Consider the following 14,412-nt stretch of genomic DNA (forward strand, 5'->3'; position numbering starts at 1 on the left):
GGGAGCACGACTTAGTATTAGAATGAAGCGCTTAAATAGTGTAGAGCAACTCAAAGCAATCAGCTTTTCGAATTATTATTTAATGTCGAGTGACGTTAGATAAACCAAATTTGTCTGGAAACCATAGAGCTTCATTTCCAGGCGCCTAATACGCTTTAAATAGCAAAAGTAATGAAATTGTATCTACTCAGTAGTCATTTCAGAAACATAAAAGCAGTTTTGCTGATATGGCTCAGTCGGTAGAGCGCATCCTTGGTAAGGATGAGGTCCCCAGTTCGATTCTGGGTATCAGCACCACGAACAAACTAGTGAAACGTCCTAGTATAAAATTTGTTTGGAAACCATAGAGCTTTCATTTCCAAACTCCTAAATTCTCTTTAAGAGAGCAATAAGCCCGTTACTAACGTAACGGGCTTTTTTGTGTCTGCATTATTCGTGTTAAGTTTATCAATCAGGACTATGTTACTGATTTATTCATTTTCTTGATTAGAGGCAATATCATTATAAAAATTGATTATTGTTTCATTAATGCTTGTTGTCACGAATAAAGCTGGTTATAACATGTAGATACCCAATCCACTTAGATAGCACTTTTTACCTATGTCTCTACATTCAATCAGTAAATGGTCACAACCTAGCCGATTCCAACAGCACAATTTTGAGGGTGAGAAAAATACTCGATATGTGCTGTATCTTACATTAGTCACTATGATCATCGAGATTGTTGCAGGAACAATATACGGTTCTATGGCATTACTCGCTGATGGCTGGCACATGGGGACACATGCCGCAGCTTTCATGATTACTCTTTTTGCGTACCATTATGCGCGTAAACATGCCAATTCTCCTCAGTTTACCTATGGAACAGGTAAGGTCGGGGTTTTGGGTGGATTTACCAGTGCGATCGCATTAGGTTTAGTCGCATTAGTCATGCTAATAGAATCAATAAGCCGTTTATTTAATCCCCATAATATTCAATTTGAACAGGCTATTTTAGTTGCTGTTATTGGCCTTACGGTCAATATCGTTAGTGTATTTCTGTTGAAGGATCATCATACTCACGACCATCACGACCATCACGACCATCACGACCATCACGACCATCATGACCATCATGACCATCATGATCATCATGACCATAATCTTACTGCTGCCTACATGCATGTACTTGCGGATGCACTGACCTCTCTATTAGCGATTTTCGCTCTATTATTTGGGAAGTATATGGGGTGGTATTGGTTAGACCCTGTAATGGGGATAGTCGGAGCTGTCATTATCTCTAAATGGGCCTGGGGGTTAATACAACATACAAGTCCGCTGTTATTAGATGATAATCAAGCCGTAGCTTTACAAACAAAAGTTTCAGCGTTTTTACAACTTAATGATAAGCATGTTGTTGATATTCATTTAATGAGAGTAAATTCATCTGATTTTATTTTGGTAGCGATTATTGTTACTCATGATGATATTGACTGTCTGGCCTTAAAGAAATTAGTCACTGATAAATTTTCACAGATTAAGCATGTCACTTTGGAAATCCATCTATGTGATCTGCCTGACTGTGGGCAAGCGGCATCATTCAATCCATAAAAATCTGTAACTTGTTTGAAAATGCTTCAGTTAACGGTTTATATTGAAAAAGTGCTTTACCTTTTACAGTGGTTTTAGCATAATGCCCCTCGTCAACAGGGGTGTAGTTCCAATTGGTAGAACAGCGGTCTCCAAAACCGATGGTTGCGGGTTCGAGTCCTGCCACCCCTGCCAAATTTAGAAGGCCTAGCAGAAATGCTAGGCCTTTGTCTTTTCTGACTTTTATTCATTTTTCTATATTAAAACCACTTTTAAACTCATACTCATATTCTTCAGTATTTTCTATGAGGTGACAAAATGGTGACCACAACTATTTAGATATAGTTGTTTTATCTGTAATTTCTCTATTGATTCTTAATTTATATTAAGAAATGTTTAAGTTCCAAATTTGGTGGGGTTTAATCAAACGCCGAGTGTAGAGCTGCTGTTAGATCCTCTGTAGTTGTGGGATTACGATTGCTTGACAAATAGGAGTCCATGTAGCTCAAATAAAGGTGTGCGTTTCGAGTAATAGACGTTTCAATAAATGCCCTCCTCATTAAACAAGGTCGCAACTTCATTATCGCCAGCGTTGATCTCCGCCCCTAAATTGAAGCCCTGATCTTTATATGCGCCTAATTTTCTTGGCTGCATTACTGCATCAATAGGAACTATCTTTACAAGTGGCTTTCCCGATTTTGTGATCACAACCTCATTACCGTTTAATGCTTCAACAATAAGTGATGAGAGCGTGGCTTTGGCAACGTGCAAATTAACCTGCATTTTTAACCCCTCAATATGATTCAACTAGGTTCAACTAGGTTCAACTAAAGTGTGAAATGAGTGCAATTATACAATGTTCAATAATGACATTTGACCACCGCAACAAATCAGTCAGTTTACCTAAGTAAAGCAGATTGAATGACTTTTACAGATCTGCGTTTGCACTAAAAGAATTAATGCACTAATCAAGTAATTCAATTAATGGGATTTTTAAATCAAAATCTCAAACTGTGGAGTCAGCTTAAGGCATTGTATTAGTTGTAATAAAAATAATTAAACATTAGGCTGCGCTCGTGGTATCTATACTTTTTTACATCAATTTGGCACAGTTGCCAAGTTGCATAGCAGGGTTAAATATTTCCCGGCAGTTATTTACGTCTAATACCAACGGCTGTGCAGCCAATAATCAAGATTCTTTCTTAGAGTGGATGTTTTGGTGTTTTGCAATCAGATTCAATAGGCTGGAATCTTTATTGGTTGCCATATTAAAAGCGCTCATCAAAAAGTGACAAGTTAATTTATATTCCTAAGTGTATGGCCATCACTGGCTTAAAGGGCGCTAAAATTGACTCGGTAAACCCAAAATATCTGTTTTCTGATTTTCACTTCAATTCCGTATTGTCGAATTAAACCACCCAAATCGAGACAAAAAATGAACGTCAATGAGTGATTAATTTTCAGTTTAGTTATAAAGTAACCATTAGCTTTTAGGTGTGCGTCTTGTTACGTCAACGAATATCACATAAGTTATTAGCGCCCATATTGCGGGCGTTTTAAGCGAATTCATTGAGAATTTAATCATCAATAACTCCGATGATAAATCTTCAACAGGGTTAAAAATCGCGGGGATTATCTTTATTGATTAAGAGCATACTCAGTGAGTCATTTAAGCTAAAAATTATCGAGTTGAATTTATTTCACCAGCATGGATGGGCAATGCAGAGCTTTTTGCCGTTTGAATTTATGCTAATATGCATGGGTCTTTGATTAACGTTCATTATTGTTTTTTTATTGGGATATTTATGCAAATTATTATTTTAGAAAATGCTCAGCAAGTTGCGAGCAATGCAGCGCAATGGGTTGCAGAAGTCATCAAACAAAAAACAAATCCGGTTCTAGGTCTTGCAACGGGTAGCACGCCGATTAGTTTATACAAACTGCTTGTTGAAAAGCATCAACAAGCTCAATTAAGCTTTGAAAATGTGACTACATTTAATCTTGATGAATATCATAATATTGAAGCGGAAAATGCCCAAAGCTACCGTACCTTCATGAAAGAAAATTTGTTTGATCATGTCAACATTGATCAAGAAAAGACATATTTGCCAACTTGTCGCAGTGATCAAAATCCTCGCGTTCAAGGTCTTGCATACGAAGAGCAAATTAAAAATGCAGGTGGCGTAGATTTGCAAATTTTAGGTATTGGTGCCAATGGTCACATCGGCTTTAACGAACCAACGTCAAGCCTAGCGTCGCGTACTCGTATTAAAACCTTAACCAAGCAAACGTTACAAGATAACAGTCGCTTATTTAAAAAAGATGAATACCAACCTACTATGGCAATGACCATGGGGATCGCAACTATTCTTGATGCACGTTATGTATTGCTTATGGCAACGGGCAAGAATAAAGCTGCAGCGGTTAAGCAAATGATCACAGGTCCAGTAACGGCTATGTGTCCAGCATCTGCCTTACAAATGCATGAAAATGCAATTATTCTTATTGATAAAGACGCCGCGAGCGAATTAACTGAGCAAGAATACTTCCAATGGGCAAACCAAGAACACCAAAAAATTAACCAAACCTTCGGATTATTCATTTAATCGGTTTGACCAATGTCGGAGTTAAGCTGACATTTTTCCTCTAAAAAGTCATGTTGATTGACATGGCTTTTTTATGCCACAATTTGACTGCCGCCTTTATGCGTATTACATAGCAGGCTGACTAAGTTCGCAGTTATGGGCATTTTAATTGAATCTTGGCCGCATGGCTTGAACGTATTCATATTCGCTAGCCTTTCTAAGTTGCCATACGCAATGGCGGCTCACTCATTCAATTGCAGTCGGTTTGCTGTGTTGGACTCAATGCAGCTAACAAGCACAATGTCGGTAGGATTTTGCCTTTGGCTTTCCCTCATCCCCGCTAACCTGATATTCTTAGTTCACAATGGGTTTTTAGATAGTGAACATGGAAAAATCAGCGTTTCTTGATGCGATGAACATTACTCGTTGGCGCAGTGCCGATAAGCCGGGTAAACCTTTTTTAGTATTGCATGATATTGATGCTGATTTGTCTGCGCAGCCTTTTATTGAACAGGTGCTTGGGCTAGTTAATGTATCGCTTGACCAATGTGACTTTGACTGTGAAACACATAGAGGCCCACAGGTTGTTTGGGATATGCGTAAAACCAAACGTCGTCCACGTGTCGCTTGGCTTGTTACCGCTCCACTTGATGATGTGATGCAAAATGGTGATGAAAAACGTCAGCTTTGGCAGCAAATTTGTAAGGTCGTTAATAAACAGCAAAAAGAGAGGTAAGTGGCTGGCACTCATACCACGACACACTCGTTAACCTTTGTGTTCATATTCTTTCATATTTATTTCTTGTCAGTTCATATACATCCTAATAGCCATTCATAAGTTTTCCCTATAGTCATCCTATCAACAATAAGTGGTAAATATAGGGTGATAATTATGAACAAAATACATCAACTGACTCAATCAGCTTTACTTAGCAGCTTACTCTTGACCGCAATGCCATTCGCATTTGCCGCCGATGATACCGAGGTGTTAGGGGGTAAAATTAGCGGTAACATGACTTTCGCATCTGATTATGTTTTTCGGGGTGAATCTGAAACCATGGACGGCGACGTTCCCGTGGTACAAGGCACGTTAGGTTGGGCTAACGATGATGGCTGGTATACTGGCGTTTTTGCTTCAAATATTAAGTTTGCCGATCCTAATTTAGAAATCGTTACTGCGCCATACATTGGTAAGGCAGGCGAGTTTGGTGATAGCGGCATTACCTATGATGTAATGGTCTTTTCTTACCTTTATCCGGGAGCGTCGTATTCAAACTACACCGAATTATGGATTAAAGTGGGTAAACAGTTTGGCCGTGCAAATCTGCAACTTGAAGTGACACCAACGGTGGAAGACTGGTTTGGTGTTGATGGTTGGCAAGGGGTGAACTATGCGGTACATCCTAGTTATCAATTCGATAGCGGCTGGAAAGTTTCAGGCAGTGTTGGATACCAGGATTTAGATGGCGAGGGTGCAGAAGGTTGGGGACATTGGAATCTTGGCGTCAGTAAAGCCTATGCAGGGATTAATTTTGACGTGCGTTACCATGGCAGCACAGTTGATTCTGATCATAAAGTGTATGGCACCCAAACCGAAATTTTTGATGATCGCCTCGTTGTAGGCATCAGCAAAAGCTTCTAAATCTAGATAAAATATATTTTAGGATCTGCTTGGCACCCTGAGTTTGTGCTGAACAGGTCCTTTTTTATCGCTACTTTATCGCTTTCACCCACATTAGTTGATTGTTGCTATATCCATATATGAAAAATTATGAATAATAATGGATATTGATTCCACACTAACTGGAAAATGAAATGGCACATACTGGGTTAGCAAGTACTGTACTCGTTGTTGATGATGAAGCAGTGATCCGTGCTCGGCTAAAAGGCTACTTTGAGCGAGAGGGCTACCGTGTACTTGAAGCCGCAGATGGTGAGCAAATGTGGCAACAGTTTGCTAAACAACACATAGATTTAGTGATGTTAGATGTGAATTTGCCCGGTGTGGATGGTTTAAGCTTAGCCCGTGATTTACGCAGCCGTTCCGATGTCGGGATTATTTTGGTTACAGGCAGAGATGAAACTATCGACAAAATTGTCGGCCTTGAAATGGGCGCCGATGATTATGTGACTAAACCCTTTGAACTTAGAGAGCTGTTGGTTAGGGTGAAAAACTTGCTATGGCGGATTTCGTTAGTTAAAAAAGCTCAGCAGGAAGTGGTTAAGCAATTTGAAAAAAGTGATGACTTAATTGTTTTCGACCAATATGTTTTAGAACTCAATAGCCGTAAGTTATCTCGCGGTGATGAAGTGATTAAACTCACCAAAGCGGAATTTGAGCTACTGACGGCTTTTGCTTTACACCCACAACAGGTTTTATCTCGCGAACGTTTAATGCAGCAAACAAGTCATCGTAATGAAGATGTCAATGACAGAACCATAGACGTCATTATTCGCCGTTTACGTAACAAGCTTCAGGCTGATTTATTTGTTACCGTACATGGTGAAGGTTACTTATTTGCCACTAAGGTTGAAGACTAGCTGAGACCACACGATAGACTGGATAAAAATCAGCTGGCGCTAAGCTATTTTCAAGAGCATTAAAGGATACTTTACCTTGTGATAGCTTCAGTATTTGTGGGCCTATGTCACCAAAGGGGGCGGCACCTTCAAGTTCTTTGACTACCACATCAATGGCCAGCTTGCCTTGTAACACCACTTGATCATCTGTGCTAAAAGCCACTTTATTTCGATACAGTCCCCGTAATGTGGCGGGAGATAGATAACTACTCACCAACTTTACTTGCTTGGTCAGCTGTTTATGTTGTAAAGAGCCAATCGCAGCCTCAATGGCCACCGCACTACCTAAAATATAATCGGGAATATGATCATTCAGTAAGTGATGCAACTGATCACGGTATAGATTGCGATTATTATCAGTGTGGCGGATAGATGATACTTCTATCGGACGGTTTGCTATGGCATCAAGGATTCCAAGCTCAACCCAACTGCTACCGCCAACACCTTCAGGGCCAGTTAAAAGCGCAACTTTGAGCGGTTTATCTGTTGGGGCCTTAGGTTGCGATTGACTAATATAATTGCCAGCAATCCAACCCATTTGATACCAATTCACACCAACGCGGGTATTTATGATAGGGCTATTGAGCTGATTGACCAACGCAATAATTGGCTTATTGATAGTCCCTTTATAATGTTTAAGCAGATCTGGGCTGACAGTGCCAAGCAAAATGGCATCAAAAGGTTCGGTTAAACAGTGATCCAGCTGTTTTAGTTGTTGGTCTTTACGGTAATAACTGCCCGCTTCAAATAACTCAAGGTTAATCCCTAATTGGCTGGCGTGAGACACTAAACCATAATCGATCCCTATCCAATAAGCATCTTTAAGGTGAGGGACGAGTGCACAAATGCGCCAGTTTTTTTGGACAGACGTTAAGGCGTTATAATGGATTTTTTCAGTGGTTTGAATTTTTTGGTTAAATGGCGTGCGTTGTTCTAATGACCAGTGAGTGTCGTTTTTTGCTTCAACCAATGATGAAATTGTCCCTAAACAACAAATGAGTATATAAATGAGTTGTCGCATCTTATTGTCTCTATTAGGGTGTCTAAGCCGTTAGGTGAAAACACTGTGGTTTTTGTCGAGTAGATTGTAACAGTTTAAGGAATGAATGTGAGTGCTTTATCACTATCAGGTAAGAGCTTAGTTGGTCGCCTCATGTTGGCATTTAGTCTGTTAGGACTGCTATTACTATTATTAGTCAGCCTAGGCAGTTTATCCTTGTATTGGGTAAAATTAGCCGATCAGTATTTATACGAAGAAGCCTTACCTGCCTCGGAAACCGCCAGGCAACTTATGCAGTCGTCGAATGCATTACTCGACAATGCTCAAGGGCTTGAACGGGTGGAGGAAGAAGCCCAACGAGCATTTTTAGGACGTAAACTATCTTTAGAAAGCACTAATTTATTAGCGGCAATTGAACGACTTAACGCGTTAAATGTGCAAGATAATCATAACAATAAAGATAATCACTTGGCTTTACTTGCGGGAGACATTATCCATGATCTATCTGTTTTAGGACGACAGGTTGGCGCGCGTTTAGCATTAACCGCACTATTAGATGACAAAGGCAGTGATCTAGCCGAAGCGGCCAGTCGAAGCCGAGTATTGCTTGAAGCAGAGCAAGCGGTAGTTGACTCAGCTATTTTGGCCAAATTAAGCCTCGCTTATCCGCAAGTCGCCGGCGACAAACAAAGTGCCCATCTGCTCGATACCATCATAGAGCAAGATTTAGATATCAGAGAACGCTTAAATAGGGCGTTAGCCTTGATCCATCATATCGCATTAGTGGGTCAACTATTACAGTCACCCGAGCAACAACTTGGGTTGAATAAAGTATTAGACAGCATGACGCGGGTGCTTTATCAATCAGGGTTTCGCCCTAAAGTCAGTGGTCAAAATGTCACAGCTGCCCCCAACAATTCAGTCTCAGGATTTGATGTTGCAAATCACGCTATGGATAAACAAATTGATTTAATGCCACTTGAATTACTCAAGGGGCTTATTCGCGATCCTGTGAGGGCGACAGAGCTTGAGCAAGAATTAGTTTTGCTGAGGGAAGTGAATATAGGTTTACGTTTACAGCAGCAATACGCGGTGGTACTCGCCAAGCAAAATACCCAGCTAATGCAGTTAACCGACAAATTAAGCCAATTGAATAAGTCGGTCGATGGGGCGATGAAAGCCCAGCAAACCCAAGCGGACAATGCTAGGCGCGATTTTTTACAGCAGTTGTTTTGGGCAAAGTCCGGCCTATGGACAACAGGTGTGTTAATGTTCATTATCATTATGCTGGTGGTATATTGGGTGATTTATAAAGGGATTGCCCTGCGCCTAAATGAAGCAACCGCCGCGTTATCTCAATTAAGCCTAGGTAATACCGAGGTTGTGCTTGACCCCCATGGCGATGATGAACTCACCGCTATGGCATCGGCCATCGAGGCATTCAAGCAAAAAACCAGCCAAAATCAAGCGTTGCAAGCCGAGCTACAAGCGACTGCTTCAGAACTGATTGTGCATAAAGCCTCATTAGAAAATACCGTTCAGGCTCGCACCATTGAATTAGCCGAAACTAATCGTCAACTAGATGCTGAGGCCAAAGGGCACTCGGCAGCAAGGGAGATGGCTGAGCAGGCCAGCAATGCAAAATCATTATTTCTAGCCACCATGAGTCATGAAATTCGCACACCATTAAATGGGCTTTTAGGCTCGTTAACCTTATTAAGTCATTCGCCCTTACCGCCAGCTCAAAAGCAAATGCTGGCCTTGTCTCAATATAGCGGCACATTACTGCAAACCGTGTTGAACGACATTTTAGATTTTTCGCGCTTAGAACAAGGTAAGTTAACTAACGAACCGCGACCTGTTGCCTTAAATGATCTGTTAGATGAAGTGATGGCTGTGATGATGCCGGGGGCAGGCTTAGCGGGATTATTTTTAAAATTAAACCGTCAAAATTTGCCGCATTGGGTGTTTGTCGATGGCCCTAAGCTGCGTCAGGTGTTGTTTAATTTGTTGGGAAATGCCATTAAATTTACCGCAAAGGGCGGGATTGAATTACAGGTTGCCGTGGTGGAACAGCAGCTCACTTTCGCCGTTATTGATACTGGCGTCGGCATAAGTGAAACGGCAATGGGGCAATTATTCATTGCTTACAGTGCTCAACCCAATCAAGGACGCACCCGCGGTACAGGTTTAGGGCTGGCTATCTGTAAAGAGTTGGTCGCGTTAATGAATGATTTCGACAATAACAGCCAACACAAACTAGACAATGCCAGTCAATGTATTCGCGTAGATAGCCAAGTGGGTAAGGGCTCAACATTCAGTTTTAGTTTACCGCTGGTTATTTGTAATCAAGCCGATGAGTCAAGCCATATTGACCTGCCCAAAGTGGCGCCTAAAAACCTGCTGGTGATTGAAGATAATAAAGTTAATGCCATGGTTGCTCAGGGCTTTTTAGCTCACCTTGGGCATCAGTCGATATTAGTTGAAAGCTGCGCTGAGGCAAGAGCGGTTTATCGGCAGGATAACGCTGCACAGTTTGACGCGATTATGCTTGATATTCAGTTAGGTGATGGCTCGGGCATTGAGTTGTTAGCTGAGTTAACCCAGATTGCGCAAGCGGCACAATTAAGCGCTAATATCGCCGCGTTTACCGCGCAAGTGCAAGAAGATGATATGAAAATCTATGAAGCTGCAGGATTTGATTCAGTACTTGAAAAACCCCTCAACATGCAGGCTTTAGCTGCATGGGTTGGTGTTGCTAGTGAGGCATTTTCAACTGGCAATCACAGCGTGGAAGTTGCATGTACGAGCAATATGACAACGCTTGAACATGATGAATTGAGCCTCAATACTACAGATGATACAAGCATAATCAAGACGGAGGCTAATCTCCCTCCAAATGCTAAACCAGCGGTGTGTTTGCTCAATGAGCAACAAATTACTGAGGACTTACAATACCTAGGGGCAGATGTGTTAAACGAAATGCTAAGCTTGTTTAAAGTAAGCAGCAGCGCTCAGTTAGCAGCATTAGCTGGTTTACCCGCTCATAGCAGCGACTTATTACACGGACTTAAAGGCAGCAGCGCTAGCATGGGATTAGTTGCGTTAACGCGGCGTTGTCAGCAATTGGAATCTTGTACGTTTACCATTGAAGAGTATCAAGCGCTACAACAACTATGGCAGGATTCGATTGATGCCGTGTCGCTTAAGTTAGCTGAAACCGCCGGTTAATGCTATTGGCAGCTAATATCTTGTTGAGCCAAGCGGTTGTTCAACATTGTTGATTCAAACCTAAGGGCAAGCCTTGAGTCAAGGGACGTCCCCTTGTTCATCAGTTCTATTGATAGTGAGTCAGGGCATTAAGGTAATTGATTACGTGAATAAAAAAACACCGAGCAAGCTCGGTGTTTTGGTCTTTGGGGGAAAGGGTAAAACTAACTTGCTCGAAGAGCATCACAATCACTGGTAACCCAGGCTTGAGTCAGGCGGGCTAAGGCGGCATAAAAATTACCGCTATCAACCGCAACAACCTTATCTGTAAACCGGGGTAACCAAGCATGCAAGTATTGGGTGATAAAGGCTTGTTGTGTTTTATCGTCGCTGCAGCAGGCTTGGTGAGCGATGTAAGCTAAAATGACCGCGATATGATCAGCGGGTTCTGGAAACTCACTTTGCACCATCAGTTGACTTTGTTGTAAAAAAGTCTTCATTTGCTGGTGCTGCTCACCAAATAACAATACTTCATCCCCAACGTCATTATCGCCGAGGTACAAACTGGCATAGGGGCTTGCGCTATGTTTAGTGCCAACTAAAAACAAACCACAATAATCAGCCGCGAGTTCTAATAACGCCCTGTCAGAATTGAGAGTATTCAGCACTGAATTTAAGCTAGCGATATCTTGTGCTAATAAGGGATCGCTGGCCAGTTGAGCAAAGAAGGCTTGAGCCTGACTTGATGTCAGTTCATGCAATAGCTGATGATCAAGCTCTTTAGCAAAAAGCGATGAGAGCAGTCTGTATACCATAGCGCGGCCCTGGTTCATTGGGGTGGCATATATTTGCTTATCAATCATCTATGTATTCTCCTTTGACCCTATTCAGGTCGATTTTATCTTGGTGATTATTTAGCGCCAATGGGGCGTGGCGCTAAATAATCTAAATTAACGGCCCACTATAATTACACTTTCGCTTCAATCGGGCCGCTAAATGAGCTGACTTCTGGGACTTTGCCTTGATACTTTTCAAAGTTAACTAAACAAGTATAGGCAGCGCAGGCTTGGGCAAGCTTGGAAGTGCCGATATCTTGAGTCAAGGTATTTGGGTCTCCATAGCTACATAATGCACCTATTTCATTTCCGCCTTGTTTACTGCCATCTTTGCCAATAGGTCCGTACCAGGCGCCTTCGTGGATACGAATAACCCCGCGTGGGAAACTGTCTGATACCACAGCACCAGCAAGCAATTGGCCACGGTCGTTAAATACCCGCACTATGTCGCCGTCTTTAATACCTCGTTGCTGGGCATCGGTTGGGTTTAGGTAAACTGGCTCGCGACCTTTTACTGTGTAAGTTGCACGATATTCTTCAGACTCACACATTTGCGAATGTAAACGTTTATCTGGGTGACAAGATTGCATCCACACAGGGTACTTATCTGAGCCAGGGCCGCCATGGCTGCGTTCAGACTTTTCCATCCAGGTAGGATGGCCTGGGCAATCATCATAGTTAAACTGAGCAATTTTACGGCTGAATATCTCAATCAAACCTGATGGTGTACCCAGTGGTGCCATTTCTGGATCGTTTCTGAAATCAGCGTGACGCGTCCAAGGTTGACCTTCGCCAAAGTGAACATAACCATCTTTCCAGAAGGTATCGAAATCTGGCATGTCAAACTTGCCAGCGTTATCGGCTTTACACTCGTTATACAGCTTTTTCAGCCAATCAAACTCAGACATACCGCGGGTGTACTCTTGCTCTTTACCCATGATTTTGGCAAATCGAGTAAAGATTTCAAAGTCAGAAAGGCTTTCAAATAATGGTTCAACCATCTTTTGCATCGCCAAGACACCGCGGTTAGCGTAACTGCCATAGACATCAATGTCATTGCGTTCAAACGTGGTACAGGCAGGTAGTACGATATCAGAGAAACGGCATGTCGCCGTCCAGTTGATATCTATGGTGACCACACATTCAAGCTTTTTAAATGCTTGCTTCATTTTGTTTCTGTCTTGATGATGGTTCCATGGGTTGTTACCTGAAAACACCATCATTTTGACATCTGGATACGTCACTTTTGTGCCATTGGCATCAATGGTTTTACCCGGTTCTAAAATGGCATCAATCCAGCGTGCTACAGGAATAGTGCTACTTGCGCCTTTGAAATCATTATTATCAAACAGCGGCTTTTGGCCTTCATCTAAATTACGTGGGAATGCCCCAGGCGCAGCCGCTCCTGATGAGGGGACGCCAATACTTGAGTAATGGTGACCGTAGCTGATACCGCCGCCAGGTAAACCAATTTGGCCAATCATAGTGGCTAATACAGCGGCCATCCAATAAGGTTGTTCGCCGTGTTGTTGACGCTGAATACACCAGCCCATCATGATTTGAGTACGGCCTTTAGTCATTACCTTGGCTAAATCACGAATGATTTCAGGAGTCACGCCGGTAATTTTACTGGCCCATTCAGGGGTTTTTACAATGCCATCAGACTCACCTAAAAGGTAAGGTAGGAAGTGTTCAAAGCCTAGGCTGTATCCTTCGATAAACTTTTTATCATGCAGGTTTTGGGTCACCATTTCATGAGCAATGCCAAGCATTAATGCTACGTCAGTTTGTGGGTTGACATACAGTTGCTCACAACCCAAATACTTTTGCGTTTTAGTGACCACAGGATCGATGCTGATCACGCGGATCTTACCTTGCTTTACCTTTTCTTTCAGCTGCGCAAGGTAGCCATATGATTCATGGGTTTCAGCGTTCCAACCCACTTGCAGGTTTTTATAAGGATCGTTAGACCATAATATAATGGTGTTCGATTGCTCAAGGATTAACGGCCATGATGTACCTTGGGCGTATACCTCAGTTGAGCCTAAAATATAAGGTAAAATGGTTTGGCCAGCACCGGTAGAGTAATCACCAATTTTTTTAACAAAATTACCGTGCATACCAACAGCGCGTTGCATATGGCTAGTGCTTGAATGCAATTGCCCCGTTGCGCGCCAACCTGTTTGCCCCGCATGCAAGCCTGATGGACCATACTTGGTTTGTACTTCATCTAATGAGTCTTTGAACAGGTTCAATGCCTTGTCCCAAGTGACGCGCACAAAGCGGAAATCACCGCGCTGTGAAGTATCACTTTTATGACCCTTTAATAAAAAGTCTAAACGTACCATAGGGTAACGAACGCGAGATGGGTTATACACTAACCCTTTTACGCCGTTAATCATGTCGGTTGGGTACTTGTCTAAATCAAATGGGATCACCTGATCAATGACACCATTTTTACGCTTCATCTTGAATGCGCCAAAATGTGAGCCAGTGGTTAACCAGTCATCATTAGTCATGGTTCCTGCTGCCAAAGCCTTAAATGGCGCCAGCACAGATGCACTGCTTAGGCTAACAAATGAGGTTGCTGCTAAGCCTTTAAGAAAGTCTCTTCTGTTCATAATGATGTCCT

The 14,412-nt window shown here is 42.1% G+C and carries 10 protein-coding genes and 2 tRNA genes; 8 read left to right on the plus strand and 4 right to left on the minus strand.

From position 1 onward, the window contains the following. Positions 1–221: 221 nt before the first annotated feature. The 3 genes from IEY03_RS05935 (at position 222) to IEY03_RS05945 (ending at position 1,764) form a co-directional block, all read left to right on the plus strand. Positions 222–297: transfer RNA gene (locus tag IEY03_RS05935), tRNA-Thr, on the plus strand. Between the two features lie 303 nt (positions 298–600). Beyond that, positions 601–1,590, plus strand: a complete 990-nt coding sequence (dmeF, locus tag IEY03_RS05940; RefSeq protein WP_188840452.1) for a CDF family Co(II)/Ni(II) efflux transporter DmeF — start codon at positions 601–603, stop codon at positions 1,588–1,590. Positions 1,591–1,687: 97 nt separating this feature from the next. Then, a tRNA-Trp gene (locus IEY03_RS05945) sits at positions 1,688–1,764 on the plus strand. Positions 1,765–2,109: 345 nt separating this feature from the next. Here the strand turns inward: IEY03_RS05945 and IEY03_RS05950 are convergent. After that, positions 2,110–2,352 (minus strand): type II toxin-antitoxin system Phd/YefM family antitoxin, encoded by a 243-nt coding sequence (locus IEY03_RS05950; protein WP_188840453.1) that lies wholly within the window; start codon positions 2,350–2,352, stop codon positions 2,110–2,112. A gap of 1,022 nt (positions 2,353–3,374) precedes the next feature. On the opposite strand from IEY03_RS05950, the gene nagB reads away from it, so the two are divergent. The 4 genes from nagB to torR all read left to right on the plus strand — a co-directional run bounded on the left by nagB (position 3,375) and on the right by torR (position 6,695). Further along, a complete protein-coding gene (gene nagB / locus IEY03_RS05955) occupies positions 3,375–4,175 on the plus strand; it encodes a glucosamine-6-phosphate deaminase (RefSeq protein WP_188840454.1) in 801 nt (266 codons plus the stop codon). A 364-nt stretch (positions 4,176–4,539) separates the two neighbouring features. Continuing rightward, positions 4,540–4,890, plus strand: a complete 351-nt coding sequence (locus tag IEY03_RS05960; RefSeq protein ID WP_188840455.1) for a DNA polymerase III subunit psi — start codon at positions 4,540–4,542, stop codon at positions 4,888–4,890. A gap of 156 nt (positions 4,891–5,046) precedes the next feature. Further along, positions 5,047–5,796: a TorF family putative porin gene (locus IEY03_RS05965; RefSeq protein ID WP_188840456.1), complete on the plus strand. Its 750-nt coding sequence runs from the start codon at positions 5,047–5,049 to the stop codon at positions 5,794–5,796. Between the two features lie 173 nt (positions 5,797–5,969). After that, the gene (torR, locus tag IEY03_RS05970) at positions 5,970–6,695 is read left to right on the plus strand and encodes a two-component system response regulator TorR (protein ID WP_188840457.1); all 726 of its coding nucleotides are present in this window, start codon (positions 5,970–5,972) and stop codon (positions 6,693–6,695) included. Here torR and torT read toward each other — a convergent pair. Beyond that, positions 6,679–7,755 carry a TMAO reductase system periplasmic protein TorT gene (gene torT, locus IEY03_RS05975; RefSeq protein ID WP_188840458.1) on the minus strand — a complete coding sequence of 359 codons (1,077 nt, stop codon included), beginning with the start codon at positions 7,753–7,755 and terminating at the stop codon, positions 6,679–6,681. The two genes, torR and torT, sit on opposite strands and share 17 nt — an antisense overlap. A gap of 87 nt (positions 7,756–7,842) precedes the next feature. Between torT and torS the strand changes: the two genes are divergently transcribed. Continuing rightward, the gene (torS, locus tag IEY03_RS05980; protein WP_188840459.1) at positions 7,843–10,965 is read left to right on the plus strand and encodes a TMAO reductase system sensor histidine kinase/response regulator TorS; all 3,123 of its coding nucleotides are present in this window, start codon (positions 7,843–7,845) and stop codon (positions 10,963–10,965) included. A gap of 203 nt (positions 10,966–11,168) precedes the next feature. On the opposite strand, the gene torD is transcribed toward torS, so the two are convergent. Together torD and torA are read right to left on the minus strand one after the other, a co-directional pair. Then, the gene (gene torD, locus IEY03_RS05985) at positions 11,169–11,807 is read right to left on the minus strand and encodes a molecular chaperone TorD (RefSeq protein WP_188840460.1); all 639 of its coding nucleotides are present in this window, start codon (positions 11,805–11,807) and stop codon (positions 11,169–11,171) included. A 104-nt stretch (positions 11,808–11,911) separates the two neighbouring features. Beyond that, complete coding sequence (torA, locus tag IEY03_RS05990; protein ID WP_188840461.1) at positions 11,912–14,401, minus strand: trimethylamine-N-oxide reductase TorA; 2,490 nt, start codon at positions 14,399–14,401, stop codon at positions 11,912–11,914. Positions 14,402–14,412: the final 11 nt, after the last annotated feature.

Origin of the sequence: Shewanella aestuarii (assembly GCF_014647215.1) — a bacterium.
Classification (GTDB): Bacteria; Pseudomonadota; Gammaproteobacteria; order Enterobacterales; family Shewanellaceae; genus Shewanella; species Shewanella aestuarii.